Annotated in this window: 16 protein-coding genes; 8 read left to right on the forward strand and 8 right to left on the reverse strand. The window is 67.0% G+C overall.

The window, feature by feature from the left end; all coding sequences use genetic code 11:
* Position 1 precedes the first annotated feature (1 nt).
* Positions 2–319: a P-II family nitrogen regulator gene (locus EDD25_RS08325; RefSeq protein WP_134172858.1), complete on the forward strand. Its 318-nt coding sequence runs from the start codon at positions 2–4 to the stop codon at positions 317–319.
* Positions 316–1,155 (forward strand): DUF6671 family protein, encoded by an 840-nt coding sequence (locus EDD25_RS08330; RefSeq protein WP_134172859.1) that lies wholly within the window; start codon positions 316–318, stop codon positions 1,153–1,155. Before EDD25_RS08325 ends, EDD25_RS08330 begins: the two co-directional genes overlap by 4 nt.
* 103 nt (positions 1,156–1,258) lie before the next feature.
* On the opposite strand, the gene EDD25_RS08335 is transcribed toward EDD25_RS08330, so the two are convergent.
* Positions 1,259–3,448, reverse strand: coding sequence for a DEAD/DEAH box helicase (locus tag EDD25_RS08335; protein WP_134172860.1), 2,190 nt, complete (start codon positions 3,446–3,448; stop codon positions 1,259–1,261).
* Positions 3,449–3,707: 259 nt separating this feature from the next.
* On the opposite strand from EDD25_RS08335, the gene EDD25_RS08340 reads away from it, so the two are divergent.
* Together EDD25_RS08340 and EDD25_RS08345 are read left to right on the forward strand one after the other, a co-directional pair.
* Entirely contained in the window at positions 3,708–4,166 is a 459-nt protein-coding gene (locus EDD25_RS08340; RefSeq protein ID WP_134172861.1) for a GNAT family N-acetyltransferase, read from the forward strand.
* 92 nt (positions 4,167–4,258) lie between these two features.
* Positions 4,259–5,257, forward strand: coding sequence for an alpha/beta hydrolase (locus tag EDD25_RS08345; RefSeq protein ID WP_166671245.1), 999 nt, complete (start codon positions 4,259–4,261; stop codon positions 5,255–5,257).
* Positions 5,258–5,412: 155 nt separating this feature from the next.
* Here the strand turns inward: EDD25_RS08345 and EDD25_RS08350 are convergent, their stop codons facing one another.
* The 3 genes from EDD25_RS08350 to EDD25_RS08360 form a co-directional block, all read right to left on the reverse strand.
* The gene (locus EDD25_RS08350) at positions 5,413–6,195 is read right to left on the reverse strand and encodes a LuxR family transcriptional regulator (RefSeq protein WP_241986594.1); all 783 of its coding nucleotides are present in this window, start codon (positions 6,193–6,195) and stop codon (positions 5,413–5,415) included.
* A gap of 53 nt (positions 6,196–6,248) precedes the next feature.
* Positions 6,249–6,410, reverse strand: a complete 162-nt coding sequence (locus tag EDD25_RS08355) for a tautomerase family protein (RefSeq protein ID WP_241986592.1) — start codon at positions 6,408–6,410, stop codon at positions 6,249–6,251.
* A gap of 386 nt (positions 6,411–6,796) precedes the next feature.
* Positions 6,797–7,171: a TetR/AcrR family transcriptional regulator C-terminal domain-containing protein gene (locus EDD25_RS08360; RefSeq protein WP_166671246.1), complete on the reverse strand. Its 375-nt coding sequence runs from the start codon at positions 7,169–7,171 to the stop codon at positions 6,797–6,799.
* 67 nt (positions 7,172–7,238) lie between these two features.
* On the opposite strand from EDD25_RS08360, the gene EDD25_RS08365 reads away from it, so the two are divergent.
* Positions 7,239–7,403 (forward strand): recombinase family protein, encoded by a 165-nt coding sequence (locus EDD25_RS08365; RefSeq protein ID WP_134172864.1) that lies wholly within the window; start codon positions 7,239–7,241, stop codon positions 7,401–7,403.
* 98 nt (positions 7,404–7,501) lie between these two features.
* Here EDD25_RS08365 and EDD25_RS17755 read toward each other — a convergent pair whose 3' ends face one another.
* Positions 7,502–7,747 (reverse strand): D-arabinono-1,4-lactone oxidase, encoded by a 246-nt coding sequence (locus tag EDD25_RS17755; RefSeq protein ID WP_241986591.1) that lies wholly within the window; start codon positions 7,745–7,747, stop codon positions 7,502–7,504.
* Positions 7,748–8,240: 493 nt separating this feature from the next.
* Entirely contained in the window at positions 8,241–9,071 is an 831-nt protein-coding gene (locus tag EDD25_RS08375) for an IclR family transcriptional regulator (RefSeq protein WP_134175300.1), read from the reverse strand.
* 91 nt (positions 9,072–9,162) lie between these two features.
* Between EDD25_RS08375 and hutH the strand changes: the two genes are divergently transcribed.
* Both hutH and EDD25_RS08385 read left to right on the forward strand, forming a co-directional pair.
* Positions 9,163–10,746, forward strand: a complete 1,584-nt coding sequence (gene hutH / locus EDD25_RS08380; RefSeq protein ID WP_134172865.1) for a histidine ammonia-lyase — start codon at positions 9,163–9,165, stop codon at positions 10,744–10,746.
* Between the two features lie 611 nt (positions 10,747–11,357).
* Positions 11,358–12,617, forward strand: a complete 1,260-nt coding sequence (locus EDD25_RS08385; protein ID WP_134172866.1) for a M23 family metallopeptidase — start codon at positions 11,358–11,360, stop codon at positions 12,615–12,617.
* Here EDD25_RS08385 and EDD25_RS08390 read toward each other — a convergent pair.
* Together EDD25_RS08390 and yczR are read right to left on the reverse strand one after the other, a co-directional pair.
* The gene (locus tag EDD25_RS08390; protein ID WP_134172867.1) at positions 12,614–13,111 is read right to left on the reverse strand and encodes an NUDIX hydrolase; all 498 of its coding nucleotides are present in this window, start codon (positions 13,109–13,111) and stop codon (positions 12,614–12,616) included. The genes EDD25_RS08385 and EDD25_RS08390 overlap by 4 nt on opposite strands.
* A 156-nt stretch (positions 13,112–13,267) precedes the next feature.
* Positions 13,268–14,734, reverse strand: coding sequence for a MocR-like transcription factor YczR (gene yczR / locus EDD25_RS08395; RefSeq protein WP_134172868.1), 1,467 nt, complete (start codon positions 14,732–14,734; stop codon positions 13,268–13,270).
* A 63-nt stretch (positions 14,735–14,797) separates the two neighbouring features.
* On the opposite strand from yczR, the gene yczE reads away from it, so the two are divergent.
* A complete protein-coding gene (yczE, locus tag EDD25_RS08400; RefSeq protein ID WP_134172869.1) occupies positions 14,798–15,421 on the forward strand; it encodes a membrane protein YczE in 624 nt (207 codons plus the stop codon).
* The last annotated feature ends 48 nt before the right edge of the window (positions 15,422–15,469 follow it).

The following is a 15,469-nucleotide window of genomic DNA, read 5'->3' on the forward strand; positions in this document are numbered from 1 at the left end:
CATGGAATCACTCACAAAAATGACGCGCATCGAGATCGTGATCCCGGGTCGCGACGCAGCGCCGGTAAGGGAACTCATCACCTCTGCCGGAGCCACCGGCTACACGGCGGTCTCCGGTGTCTCTGGGCTCGGGCACCACGGAGCCCACTCGGGCGTTTTGCTGTTCAACGAGTACGACATGCTCACCATGCTCATCACGGTGCTGCCACCGGAAAAAGCACCGGCGCTCATCGACGCCGTCCGCCACCTCCTCGAGGGTGGCCACGGAGTCATGTTTGTCGCGGAAACCTATGTCAGCAGACCCGAGTACTTCGTATGAGCACCCTCCCATACGCGGGCGCAAGGGTTGCGTTCGCCACCATGCACGGCAAAGAGCAACTCGCCCAGGGCCCGTTTTACGACACTCTGGGCGCCGGTGTGGTCGCACCCACGGGCCTGGATACTGATCAGTTCGGCACTTTCTCCGGAGAGATTGTCCGCACCCTCAGCCCTCGAGCCGCCGCGCAGGTGAAAGCACGGCTCGGCATGCACCTGGCCGACACCCCGTACGGACTCGCCTCGGAGGGCAGCTTCAGCTCCGGCCTCGGATTTCTGGTCGAACACCACGAGGTGCTGCTCTTCATTGACGAGATTCGCGGGCTCGAACTGGTCGAAGCCACCATCGCCACTTCCCCGCTGCCGCCCGCGAGACCGATAGCAACCGTCGATGCCGCACTCACATATGCAACGGCAATCGGATATCCCGCACAGGGCCTGATTCTTCGCGGCGGCGCGGCAGGCGAGATCATCCACAAGAACCTCAACTCGCTCGAGGCTCTACGAAGCGCAATGAGCCAGCTGCTCCTCCACACACCTGGCCGCCCCATCGTCATCTCGCCCGACTACCGAGCACATCGCTGCGCCTCTCGAGCTGCGGTCATCATCACACTCGCCGAGAACATGGCCAGGCGGCTTGCCACCCCCTGCGCACGCTGTCACACACCGGGTTTCGGACAGGTCGGCATCGAACGCGGTTTGCCCTGCTCTGACTGCGGCGAGCCCACCCGCGTCATCGCCGCCGATATCTTCGGCTGCGGAAACTGCCCTCACACCCTTCGCACCGCCCGTGCGAGCCGGGTCGCCGCACCTCAGTGGTGCGACTCCTGCAACCCGTAATCGGTCGGCGCTCGGCGCCAACGGAAACCCACAGCATCCACTTTTAAACCGAAGAAGGGGCACCCACCAGACGGTGGATGCCCCTTCTCAGGTGAAGCAGATGCTAGATGCTGGCGAGCTCACGCACAGCCTGGTCGCCGGGGCCGGCAGACGTGTAGCTGGCGTCGATCTCTGCACGGTCGAGCAGCTCGTCCATGCGACGCTTGCGCTGCTTGGGGATGAGCGTCACGACGGTTCCCGTTTTGCCCGCACGGCCGGTGCGGCCGGAACGGTGGAGGTAGGTCTTGTACTCGTCGGGAGCATCGGCCTGGATGACCAGGTCGATGTCGTCAACGTGGATTCCGCGAGCCGCGACATCCGTTGCAACCAGAACGTTGACACGTCCGCTGGTGAGCATCTGGAGGTTGCGGGTACGACGAGCCTGGTTGAGGTCACCGTGAAGGCTCGTGGCCTTCACGCCGACGTCTTCAAGCTGGTCGGCGAGCTGCTCGGCATACGCACGGGTGCGGCTGAAGATGAGCGTCTTGCCGTCGCGGTTGACGAGCTCTTGGATGATGCGGCTCTTGTCGCGGTGCTCGATGACGAGCACGCGGTGGTCGATCGTGGAGGAAGCCTGGTCTTCACCGGCGACTTCGTGCACGGCCGGGTTGGTCAGGAATTCCTTGACCAGCGAGGCAACGCCCTTGTCGAGGGTTGCGGAGAAGAGCAGCTTCTGGCCGCCGGCCTTGGTCGCGCGGAGGATTCGCTGGACGGGCTCGAGGAACCCGAGGTCGCACATGTAGTCGGCCTCGTCAAGAACGGTGATGACAACCTCGGAGAGGTCGAGGCGACCCTGCTCCATGAGGTCCTCGATACGACCGGCGGTGCCCACGATGATGTCCACGCCGCGCTGGAGGGCGCTGACCTGACGGTACTGGGGAACGCCTCCATAGATCTGGGTGGTGAAGAGTCCGACGCTGCGGGCGATGGGCTGCACGGTGCGGTCAATCTGCAGCGCGAGCTCGCGGGTGGGGGCCAGGATGAGCGCGCGCGGCTTGCGGGCGTGCTTGCGGTCCTTGGCTCCGTTGTTCTCCATGAGCTTCTCCACGAGGGGAGCAGCGAAGGCGATGGTCTTGCCGGATCCGGTCTTGCCACGGCCGAGAACGTCTCGCCCGGAGAGGACGTCGGGAATGGTTGCGGCCTGGATGGGGAACGGCGCCGGAGCGCCGAGGGTAGCGAGCTCGCGAACGATGTTCTCGCCGAGGCCCAGGTCGCCGAACGTTACGCCGACAACATCGGATGCCGTCGTGGCGGTGGCTTCGAGACGCTCAAGTACCACGTCGTCGCCGCCGGCGAAGCTGGGCTTCACGCCGTTGTCGGAGCGCTTCGGGTAGAACGTGCTGTCGCCACCCTCGCCGCGGGCCGGACGGTCGTTGCGGTCAAAGTTGCGGGGAGCGCGCTCGGCGCGGTCGCCGGTGGACGGACGCTCGCTGCGAGCAGGACGGTCATTGTTGTAGGCCGGGCGGTCCGTGCGAGGAGCGCGGTCGCCATAGGACGGACGCTCGCTGCGAGCAGGGCGCTCGCTGTTGCGGTCGTTGTTGTACGACGGGCGGTCGTTGCCGTACGACGGGCGGTCCGTACGAGGAGCGCGGTCGCCATAGGACGGACGCTCGCTGCGAGCAGGACGCTCGCTGTTGCGGTCGTTGTTGTACGACGGGCGGTCCGTACGAGGAGCGCGGTCGCCATAGGACGGACGCTCGCTGCGAGCAGGACGCTCGCTGTTGCGGTCGTTGTTGTACGACGGGCGGTCGTTGCCGTACGAGGGACGGTCGTTGCCGTACGAGGGACGGTCGCCACGGGGAGCGCGGTCGTTGTACGACGGGCGGTCTCCGCCGCGAGCAGGACGCTCGCTGTTGCGGTCGTTGTTGTACGACGGGCGGTCGTTGCCGTACGAGGGACGGTCGCCACGGGGAGCGCGGTCGTTGTACGACGGGCGGTCTCCGCCGCGAGCAGGACGCTCGCTGTTGCGGTCGTTGTTGTAGGCAGGACGCTCTGAGCGCTGGCCGGTGGCCGGGCGGTCGTTGCGTGCACCATAAGAGGGACGGTCGCCGTAGCTGCCGCGATCGCTCGCCGGACGCTCGGCTGCACGGGATGCGCGCTCATCGGCGTTCCAGCGCTGCTTCTTGGGCGCGCCCTCGTCAGCCTTGAATCCGCGGTGTCCGGGGCTTTTGCTGCCCTGGTTGTTTGATCCGCCACGGTTGGGGCCGCTCTTGGCGGCGTATTTCGGATCGTAATTGTTCTTGCTCTGGGGCATAGAAATGTTCCTGGGTTGTGTTCAGTACATGGCAGAACAACGTCGCACATGCGACGTAACTGAGAACCCGGGCAGTCTATGGCCGGGGCCGTTCACATACAGTGATTTTTCACCAGCGGATTACTGGGAAACCGGCCCAACTTGACTTACAAACCCATCCACGCACAGCGCAGTGTCAAGAGCCGACCTACCTACGTTACCTGATGGGCACGCAAATGTCACGCTAAGATGCGAGTCCATTCTGATCTACCCTGATCTCATGCCCGCCCTCATCGCCATCGAGCCGCCCCGCCAGAGTGACGTGGAGGCCTTGCTTCGGCTCAGTTCCGAGTTCACCCTCGCCCTCTATCCGGCCGAGAACAACTACCTGCTCGGCCTCGCCGAGCTTGAGCGCGCCGGGGTCTGCGTCTATGTGGCCCGCGCCGAAGACGGTACCGCCCTCGGCATCGCCGCGACCGTCCCCCTCGAAGCCGACACTCTTGAGCTCAAGCGCATGTTCGTGCATCCGGCCGCGCGTGGTCTGGGTCTGGCCAGCCAACTGCTTGGCCGCATCGAAGCGGATGCCGCCAGCCGCGGTATCCGCGAACTGCGGCTCGAAACGGGGTCGCGTCATGACGCGGCGCTCTCCTTCTACCGGCGTCTCGGCTACGCCCGGATCGCCGCGTTCGGACCCTATGTTGGCGACGAGCTCAGCGTGTGCTTCGCCAAGGCGTTGTAGGCGTCCTCCCCCCGAAGCCGTCCCGGCAGATGCGAAGCAAAACGTTCTATCCTCAGAGCTGCCCCAATTCCCCTCTTCTGCTCGGAGCACTCGTGACCACCGGCCGCCGCCCTTCTCTATCCGGTTTGCGCCACATCCGTCCCCTCAGCGTTGTGGTCGCAGCGGTGCTCGCCGTGGGGGCAACGGCCGTGCTCGTGGGCCTGGACAGTGGCGAGCGGCACCCGGGCACGAGCGAGGCCACCGAACCCGTGATCGGGATTCGCACGTTTGACGTTCCGCGGGGTATCACGGTGACCGAGGACGTCGTCTACGACGTCGAGCCGAACGGAACGCCGCTCACACTCGACGTGTGCACTCCCCCAACGAATGCTCTACCGACCGGTTCTCCCAATCTCAGGCCTGCCGTGGTGTCGATTCACGGTGGCAGCTGGACCCGAGGTGACAAGTCCAGCGACGACTGGCGCGTCGTATGCGAATGGCTCGCGTCGGAGGGATTCGTCGCGTATTCACTCGACTACCGGCTGACCCCGGCGGCCCCCTTCCCCGCCGCCATCGACGACATCTCCCATGCCGTGGAGTGGATCCGCGACACCGACAACGCCGCACGTTTCGGCATCGATCCGGCGCGCATCGGCGCCTTCGGCGGTTCGGCGGGCGGCAACCTCGCCGCCCTTCTCGGCACGCAGGGTGAGGGCTCGCTCACCATGGGATCGCGTGTGGCCGCGGTGGCGGAGCTCTCCGGCCCCAGCGACCTGCGTGGGGCGTCTATGACAGATGATGGCGCGTCAGAGCGGCTGCAGAAGCTCGCGAAACGCTACCTCGACTGCACCAACCTCGACGACTGCCCCCGTACGACACCAGCGTCCCCCGTGGCGCAGCTCGACGCGAGCGATCCGCCGATGTTTATCGGAAATTCCGAGAAGGAATTCGTGCCGCTCAAGCAGGCCACCCGGTTCGCCGACGAGCTCGAACGCCTCGGGATCCCGTACGAACTCGTCTCCCGCCCGGGTTCCGTGCACTCGATCGGGTTCCTCGACGCCGATATGCGCACGCGCGTGGCCGCGTTCCTGCACGCCAGCATGGGTTTCTAGCTCCTCTACCCGCTCACGCAGCGGGCAGGCAGCCGCGCCAGCATCGGCTACTCGATCTCCCCCCGCAACGCGAGGACGCGGACATGCAACCGGGGCTTTGTCCTTTTTGGTCGAGCGGGCGCGTGGGCGCGTGGGCGGGGTCCATGAACGCGTCTTTAGAGCAGCCCAGCCTGGATGGCGTACGACGCGGCACCCGTGCGGGAGGTCTGGCCGAGCTTGGTAAGGATGTTGGCGACGTGTCGGTGCACCGTGTGCTCGCTGAGAACGAGCGACACCGCGATCTCTGGGTTGCTCAATCCTTGGGATACCAACCGCAACACCTCGCGCTCCCTGGCGGAGAGTCCACCAACGGCTGGCTCGCCAGCAGCTTTGGCGAGCCGCCGCGCATGCGCTAAATCATCACTCGCCGACAGACCGGACAAAACCTCCGTTGCGAGCGCGAGATGACGCTGGGCGGCGACTTTGTCACCCGTCGCGAGAAGCGCCTCCGCGAGGAAAAGCCGCGTGTGCGCTTCGTCAAATCGCAGCCCCGCGGCGTTGAACAGTCGCACCGCCTCGTTCAGCAAGGGAACTGCAGCGGCTGGTGGTGCCAGAAGAGCGTCAGCGGCGGATGCGGAGGCCATCAGCGAATCGGTGCGCGTTAACGCTGCTGTTAGACGGAGCTCGTCCGCGAGCAGTTGCGCTTGCTCTACCTCGCCTGCGGCCCGCGCGACGACTACCGCGAGGTAAAGCACGTCTGCGCGAAGAACGCGGCTATTCTGCGGCAGCCAATCCAACAGGCCCCGGATAGCCGTCCAGGCGCTCGCATAGTCGCCGCTGGCCAGGTGTATCCGAGCGCGCCCGGCGATCGCCGATGGGTGGAACTCAGCCTGTGCGAAGAGAAACTCCGCCTCATCGAACCGACCTTGGCGGCGGCGTAACTCTCCCAGCTGCACCACCGCCTCAAGCCGGGAGGTACGGTGTGACCCCGAGAGCCGCTCGAGCGCTCCGGTCAGTTCGCGCTCAGCCTCGCGCCACGACCCGCGCGCCACGTGACAGCACGCATGTTCTCGCCCTCGATTCCCACCAAGGCGTCGGTGAGGTTCCGAATGATTTCCTGTTTCTGGTCGTCGCTGAAGACATTTTCAATGACCTTGACCTGAATAAACGGCATTGTGATCTCCTTGTGTAGGGGCTCCACGCGTTGCGGAGCGGCTACAACAGCTCTCGGCTCCGCAGCAGATCCGCGCCTCGGCAGGACAGGCCATCTCTGCCTCGCGGGTCGCTGGCCCGATCGGGTTACAGTCATAAGATCCTCTGCGTTTGTTCTGATCCACGACAACGGCGTGAAGGCCTGTGGCGCAGAAAAGTATCAATTGACTGCACTCGGTCACCATCCGCTTCGTGGTGGTCGTTCTAGAGACGCCCCGCGTTGTCGGTGAGAGTCAGGGTGCGAGCCAGATCAACTTCGCAGGCGCCTCCGGGGAATGCCGCGCGAGACAACAGCACGGCGTCGAGGGTCGCGCTCCAGAATGTCCGCACCTCGCGCGCGACCTCAGGCTACGTCGACCAGCCGTTCCGCGCGGTTCGATCGCGAATGAATCGCTCTGACCCCGCGAATAGCAGATCGAGATTGCGCTCAACGGAATCGCTCGCATCGTGAGAATCTCCGGCGACACCCAGCGCGGAGACGGCCTTGGGAAGCGAGGGCATGAGCAATGCAGTACGGGCGAGCAGCGCCCGGAACGCCGTTACGGTCTTCGCGCGCGACGCAGCAGTACGCAGCCTTGCGGTATCGCGCAGGAGCAGAGCAAACGCCGCGTCGATGAAAAGGGCATCTTTCGACCCGAAATGATGAGTGATCTGGTTCGGATAGACCCCGGCAGCGGCAGCGGCAGCGGCCACGGCCACGGCCACGGCCACGGCCACGCTCACATCATGACGAGAAGATCGGATAAATAGCTCCGAGGCTGCATCGCGGATTCGCGCGGATCCGGAACTGATGGTCGATTTCGCGCAAGGGCTTCGCGACCGCGGCGCGCGCCTTCGCGTATTGAACCTCGGCGGTGGAGACGTCGACGCATCGACCCCGATGGGGTCGATGCTGTTCATAATCATGGCTGCACCGGCGCAGATGGAACACGACATCAAGCAGGTGGATCGTTGACTTCATCAGCAAGCGCCGTGATGCGCACGTCGGGCGACAGTACATTTAGTTCGGGGCGGACTGGCCTGCCCCGTTGGGAGCCGCTTGTTGGGTCTTCCTCACGGGGCCCCGAGAGTTCTCTCGAGGAAAGAGTTCCAGAACTTCCCTTCCTGGTCGTAGTGTCTCCGCACGTCTTTGAAATCGGTGAGGCGGGGGAACCGCTGGCCGATGACGTCAGCGCCGTAATGGAAGAGTCTGCCCCAGTGCTGCCGCGGCGCGAACGGTGCCAGTGCCTCCTCGATCACGGGCAGCAGGGCCGCCACTTGCGCGGGGTGCTTGGCCCAGGTGAACCCGATACACAACACGTCCCGTTCGTAGGCCGGGCTGAGCCACAATGAATCGGCCGCTGCTGTGCGGATCTCGGCGATCAGCAGGTGCGGGGAAATCTGCGCCCCCTAGCGTTCCTAGCGCCTCCAACGCCTGCACGCCGTGTTCACGGCTGACGTAGTACTCGCTCTGCAGCTCATCACCGCCGTTGGAGGGCTGCCGGTCCAGTCGGAAGTGCGGCATCCGTTCCGACCAACAGTCGCTGGGTCCAGGATCGCTTCGGCGCTGTAGGTGAGGTTTCCCGCCCGATTCAAGTGTGTGGTCGACACGACGATCCTCTCGATGGACTGAACACTCGCTGGACAAGCGAGGCCGGCACTGACACCAGCTGTCGGTCAAGCGTATGGCGCGTCGGAGCGCCTCGGGTGCGCTCCCGCCCTTCCCCGCCCCTTAAATCGGTGGCCGCTACGGTAAGCGGCGTAGCGGCCAGCGAAACCGGGCGCGACGGCTCCGTGGGGGCGGCGCGGGCCGTTAGGCGACGCGACCGCGGATGCGGCGGGAGAGCTCGGTCGCGGTACCGGCGAGCTGCGCGGCGAGCGCGGGCCACTCCGCCTCGGCAACGTCGTTCCGGGAGAATGTCACGGCAATGGCGGCCGCCGGCCAACCCGCATGGTCACGCACAACCACGGCAACGGAGGCGATCCCCGGCGTGATCTCGCCGTCCTCCTGGGCAAATCCCCGCGTTCGCACCTGATCGAGCAGCCGACGCAGCTCGCCTGCCGTGCGGGGACCCTGCCCGTCTCTGGTCGAAAACGCCGCAGCATTCGGAAACAACGCGCGCAACTGCGCGGCCGGGAGCGCCGCGAGCATCGCCCGGCCACTCGCGGTCAGGTGACTCGGCAGACGCACGCCCACGTCCGACACGAGCGAGGGGCGTCGTGGCGCGCGCTCCTCCACCAGATAGATCACGTCGCGCCCGTGCAGCACCACGAGGTGCGCACTCTCCCCCAGGCGGTCCACGAGCTGCGCAACCAGCGGTCGTCCCAGGCGCGAGAGCGGTTGCTGCCGGGAGAACCCGCTGCTGAGCTCGAACGCGGCAACCCCGAGCCCGTATCGTCGCTCCTCGGGCAGGTGCACGACGAAGCCGCGCTCCGCCAGCACGGCGAGCAGCTGGTACACCGTGGAGCGGGGCAGGTTGAGTGCGGTGGCAATGGCGCTGGCCGCGACCGGTCCCCGCAGCGTGGCGAGGTGCGAGAGGATGCGCAGCGCACTGTCGGCCGCCGGAACCTTGGGGTGAGCGGGCGAGCGGATGCCTCGCGCGTCGGACGCCGGAACCGTCGGGCGTGCGGCGCTCGCCTCCATGTCGACTCCCGCCGTGAACATGTCCGGTATCCCGGACTGTTCCGACAGTAGCAGCACCCGCGACACCGCAAAAGGGTGTGGAATCGTAAGCATGACCCACGCCCCCGCCTCCGTTAAAGTCCCCTCCTCCATACCCCCGGCATCCGTTCTTGTCGGCGCCGGAGCGGTGTCGTTTGAGGGTGTCGTGGCGGTCGCGAGGCACGGATCGCTGATCCACCTCGACCCGGCGGCGCTTGAGGGTGTGGCCGCCACGCGGCTCATCATCGACAACCTCGCGAGCGACGCGAACCCGCACTACGGCATTTCCACGGGTTTCGGCGCCCTGGCCACGACGTTTATCACCTCAGACCGCCGCGCCCAACTACAGGCGAGCCTCGTGCGTTCGCATGCCGCGGGAAGCGGCCCGGAGGTGGAGCGCGAGGTCGTGCGTGCCCTCATGTTGTTGCGCCTCTCGACCCTCATGACCGGCCGCACGGGCGTGAAGCCCCAGACCATTGAGGTCTACGCGGCCCTGCTCAACGCCGGCATCACGCCCGTCGTGCGCGAGTATGGCTCGCTCGGCTGCTCCGGCGACCTCGCACCCCTCGCCCACTGTGCCCTCGCGGTCATGGGCGAGGGCGCAGTTCGCGACGCGGCCGGCACGCCCATGAGTGCCGGGGTGGCTCTTGCCGCCGCCGGCATCACACCGGTCGTGCTCGCCGAGAAGGAGGGCCTCGCCCTCATCAACGGCACCGATGGCATGCTCGGCATGCTCGTACTCGCCCTCGACGACCTCTCCATGCTGATGCAGACCGCCGACATTGCCGCCGCCATGAGCATCGAGGCGCTCCTCGGAACGGATGCGACCTTCGCCGCCGACCTGCACGCCCTGCGGCCCCAACTCGGCCAGGCCGTGAGCGCCACGAACCTGCGCGCGCTGCTCGCTGGTTCCCCGCTGCTCGCAAGCCACTCCGGTCCAGAGGACCCCACCGTGCAAGACGCCTATTCCCTGCGCTGCGCACCCCAGGTGCACGGTGCAGCCCGCGACACCGCCGACCACGCGGCCCGAGTGGCCGAACGAGAGCTCGCGAGCGCCGTCGACAACCCCGTCGTCACGCTCGACGGCCGTATCGAATCCAACGGCAACTTTCACGGTGCCCCCGTGGCCTACGTGCTCGACTTTCTCGCGATTGCCTCGGCCGACGTGGCGAGCATGAGCGAACGCCGCACCGACCGCCACCTCGACGCCAACCGCAACAAGGGACTGCCGCCGTTTCTCGCGCACGAGGTGGGTGTTGACTCGGGGCTCATGATCGCGCAGTACACGTCCGCCGGAATCGTCTCGGAGCTCAAGCGCCTCGCCGCCCCGGCGTCGGTCGATTCCATCCCCTCCTCCGCCATGCAGGAGGACCACGTGTCCATGGGCTGGCACGCCGCCCGCAAGCTGCGCCGCTCTCTCGACGGCCTCGGCCGCGTCCTCGCGATCGAGATCATGACCGCCGCCCGCTCGCTCGACCTGCGCGCCCCGCTGCAGCCCGGTGCCGCGACGGATGCCGTACGCCTGGCCGTGCGCACCGTGGCCGACGGCCCCGGCCACGATCGCTTTCTATCGCCGGAGATCGAGGGTGTTGTCGCACTCGTTCAGACCGGTGCGGTGCGGGATGCCGCCACGGCGATCGTGGGCGATCTGGGGTAGACACAGGCGTGTTCCTGACGTCCTTGTAGCTCACGGAGCGGCGTGGCATACTGGCGCCGCGTCGACGTCAAAGTTCACTGGTGGCCTGTTGCGGGTCATGTGCTGCGCGTGGAATCGGCGTCCAAGGGTGACCTAGTGAAATGACCTCAAAGTTGAGATTTCGCCGAATTCCTGTTGCTGAGGCCCGCTCCCGGTGCCTGGCCGTTGCGACCGCATCGGCCCTCACTCTCGCCCTTGTTGTGTTCGCTGCCCCCCAGGGTACGCTCGCGACCGAGGGGGATGAGCCCGCCTCGCCCCCCGGCACCTCGCCGAGCACCCCGACTCCGGCGACTTCAGCCCCTCACACCCCCGTACCGAGTGAACTCGGTTCCCCGCCGAGCCTCGGTCCATCCGAGCCCGTCGCGAGCCTGAACACGAGCTCGGCGCCTCCTCCCTCGGAACCCACCGGAGCGCCGCAACCCACGCCGGCCCCCACCACTGAACCGGCAGCAGTACCGGAAGCAGAGCCGGCAGCGGCACCGGCACCGGCAGCGGAGCCCGTCGCATCGCCCGCAAGCACGCCGACACCAGTTTCAACGCCCCCGACCACTGCGGATCCGGTCCCGCCGAGCATGCCGACCCCCGCCCCTGAACCGGGAGCACAGCCGTCCACCGCCCCGGCCCCGGCAACACAACCCCCACCCACACAGCCCCCGGCGGCGCAAGCCCCAGCGGCGCAGCCCCCGGCCATCCCCGAGGGTGACGGCATCCCCGTTTTTCGGCTCAGCACACCCACCGCGGCCGCGCAGCAAACCGCCGCCGCACGGGTTGCCGCACGGGTTGCCGCTCAATCGGCGCGTGCCGCCTCCGCGGAACGCGCGGCCGCCCAGCGGGCCGTTGCGCGAGCATCCGCCCAGGGCGCCGTGACGTCTGCCCTCACCGCCAGGGATACCGCCGCAAGGAGCCTCGCCTCGGCACAAGCGACCCTGGCCGCTCTCACAAGCCGCGCCGATAATCTGCAGGCACTTGCCGATTCGGCCGCTACCAAGGCCGCCCATTCTCGGCGACTACTCACGGGCCTCGTGCTCGAACTCGGCCGGCAACGGGCGGGAACGGCATCGGTCGATGCCCTGCTCACCTCGGGCGACAACCTGCTCTCCGCGCTGGGGTCCATTGACCGTTTGTCCCAGCTCACCGGCAGTATCGATGCCGTTCGGGAACGCTCCGAGAACGACGCCGCCCACAAGCAATCCTTCCTCGACCAGATGATCACCGCTCGCGACGCGGCCGCGCTCGTTCCCATCGCCGCCCGCCAGGCGGACCTCGACGCGGCCCAAATCGCCCTTGATGCCGCCACAGCAGCTCTCGCCGAACTCGACGTCGCCGCTGCGAGCCCGGCCCGGTCCAACACCACGGTCATCGAAGCATGGTCAGCCCCGGCGTTGCTCTCTGTCCTGGACACCGGCCAGCTCAGCACCCAAAGGTGGGCCCTCCCCACCGTCGGCGGCATCACCGACGTCTTCGGCCCCCGACCGACGCGCCCGCTGCCCACCGTGGGCGACTTTCATCGCGGCACCGACATCGGCGCAGCGTGTGGCGCCACCGTGCACGCTGCGACCTCTGGGGTCGTCTCGTCCGTCGGCCCGCTCGGCACCTACGGCAACTGGATCGTCATCGATCACGGCGCGGGACTTCAGACCGGTTACGCCCACCTCGCCACCGGTGAATTGCTCGTCTCCGTGGGCGACAGCGTGGCCGCCGGCGAGGTCATCGCCGACGTGGGCCGAACGGGTGCCGCCACGGGGTGCCACCTGCACGTTGAGGTGCGCGTCGACGGCCTGCGCGTTGATCCGCAGCCGTTCCTCGCCGCGCGCGGCGTGAGACTGGGCTAGACGAGCTCGGGAAGATCCACCGGCAGACGCTGGGTGAAGAGTGCCGGGCCAAACGATTCCGCGGCCGAGCGGATGCGTCGAGTGAAGCTGTCGTTCATGGGCGGAAGCTCAGCGAGGGGCCACCAGGCCGCCTCGAGGTTCTCCCCATCGGCCGGGGCGGGGTCGCCGTTGAGCCAGTTGCAGGCGAAGACCAGGTCAAGATATTGGGCTTCGTCCCCGTTGGAGTAGGTGATCGCGTCAAGCACATGCGCCCACACCAGGCGCACCGCCTTGACCACAACGTCGGCCTCTTCGAGCACTTCGCGCACGGCGGCGTCGGCCGGTTCCTCGCCGGGATCAATGATCCCGGTCACCGGCGACCACTCCCCCGTGTCGGCGCGACGCACCAGCAGCACGTCATCGCCGCGCAGTACGACGGCAGTGACGCCGGTCAACCACAGCGGTGCATGGCCAATTTGCTCTCGCAGGTCGAGAACGAAGTCGGGAGTAGTCATTCTTCGAGCCTAACCACCACACCCGAGAGTGGGCCGAATTCCTCAGAACTGGGGCGGATCCGCCCGTCGGGCGCCGTGTTCGTTGTTGGATCTGCTCATTGCGGGTGTGGCCGATCTGGCCACAGCTCCATTGAGCGTCCTCACGGATGGGCGAGGCTAAACGACCTCAGCGAGGGAGCCGCTTCCGCTGGAGGAGATCGGATGCCGCGCCAGCGACGCCCAGGCCAGCGCGAGTGCGTCCACGGCGCGGTCGGTGTCGTCGACGGAGTGCATGAACGGGATGCGCATGAATCGCTCAAAGGCCCCGTCGATACCGAAGATCGGGCCGGCCGGCACGATCAGCCCGTGGTTACGGGCGGCGAGTGCCAGCTGCGAACTCACCGGGCTGCCAAGATTCACCCACGCCGTGATGCCACCGTCAACATGCGGTATATGCCAGTCAGGGAATGTTTCGGCGAGGCGGCTCTCGAGGTGATCCCGGCCCGCACGAAGCTGTTCGGCGCGGACGGACAGGATGCCCGGCATGTCAGCGAGCAGGCGGGAGACAATGAGCTGCTCGAGAAGGGGTGTGCCGAGATCGCTTGCGCTCCGTGCCGACACGAGCTTGCGGATGAGCGCGGGCTCGGCCCGTATCCAGCCGATGCGGATCCCGCCCCACACGGACTTGCCGACGGACCCGATGCTCACGACCGCGCCCTGGTCCCTGGCATCGACGCAGGCCGCAAACGGCGCGAACTCACCCGCCCTGTCGATGCTGAGTTCCGCGATTGTCTCGTCGGCAATGAGGACTGTGCCGCTACGAGCGGCCGCCGCGATCACCCGTTCTCGCTGAAGCACCGGCATGCTCTCGCCGGTGGGATTGTGGAAGTCGGGCATGAGGTAACCGAGCGCGGGACTGCTGCGCTGCAGGGTCTGCAGAAGCGCGATCTCGTCCCAGCCGCGGGCGGGGGCATCCGCTGCCGGGCCCCCGGCAGAGACGTTCACGCCCACGAGTCGCGCTCCGGCGGACCGAAGGGCCTCGGCGGCGTGCGGGTAGGTGGGGTTTTCGATCAGGGCTCGGTCTCCGCGGCTCAGGAGTACCCGGCTGAGCAGGGAGATGGCGTGCTGGGCACCGATGGTGACCATGATCTGCTCGGGGGTGGTGGGTACACCCCGCGCGGCGTAGCGGTCGGCGATGGCGGCGCGCAGCTCGGGCAGTCCCACCGGGTCGAAACCCGAGTCACCGAGGTGCCGGGGCAGTTCCGCGGCCGCGTGCCGGGCGGCATCCGCCAGGCCGGGCAGGGCAGGCATCGTTGCCTTGCTGAAGTCGAGGACGCCGTCGCTTGCGGCCGGCGTGACACCGGGGATTGCGGAAGGCAGCCGGGTCACGCTGCCGGAGCCACGCACGCTGTGCAGGTAACCGGCCTCGCGGAGCTGCCGGTAGGCGGCCGCCACCGTGGTGCGACTCACGGCCAGGCGTGTGCTCAGGTCCCGTTCGGCGGGCAGGCGGCTGTCAGTGGCAATGCGCCCGTCAAGCGTGAGCAGGCGGATGCGTTCGCTCAGCGACACGTAGGCGCTCGCCCCTCCCCGCCACTGTCCAAGCAACGTTTCGAGGGTTCGCGCACTGATCTGGTTCTCCACCATAAGGCCACTATACGAAGATTGGACTCTTGATAACAGGGCGGTTATGCAATTGGATTGACTTTCATGACCCGGAGATTGACCCAGCTGTTTATTGGCCTGTTCCTGTACGGAATCGGCATTGCGTTGATCGTGCGCGGCGCAATTGGCGTGGCCCCCTGGGACGTGTTGACCCAGGGCGTCGACGCCCACACCCACCTCGGTTTCGGGACCATCACCATTCTGATCAGTGCGGTGGTGCTCGTGCTCTGGATCCCCATTCGGCAGAAGCCCGGCGTCGGCACGCTCTTCAACGCCGTACTCGTGGGGCCGTCCGCCGACGTGGGACTACTGCTCATCCCCGAAGGTCTCGATCTCTGGGTGCGGGTGCTGCTCTTCGCTGCCGGCCTGCTGCTCGTTGCCGTGGCGACCGGCCTGTACATTGGCGCGCACTTCGGTCCCGGCCCGCGTGATGGCTTGATGACCGGCCTGCACCAGCGCACGGGCTGGCGAATCTGGGTCGTGCGTACCGGCATCGAGGTGACCGTGCTCGGGATCGGCTGGGTGCTCGGCGGTGACGTGGGAGTGGGAACCGTGCTGTTCGCGGTGCTCATCGGCCCGCTGTGCCAGGTCACGATTCCCCTCTTCGCGATCAAGCGGCCCACGCCGGGCCCGTCGCCCGTTGTCGAGCCGACCGTGAGTGTCCGCTAGCCGTTGCCCGGCGAACGGCGGTTAGCCGGGTCGGAGGCTGCGCCCGGC

Origin of the sequence: Cryobacterium psychrophilum, assembly GCF_004365915.1 — a bacterium.
Taxonomy (GTDB): Bacteria; Actinomycetota; Actinomycetes; order Actinomycetales; family Microbacteriaceae; genus Cryobacterium; species Cryobacterium psychrophilum.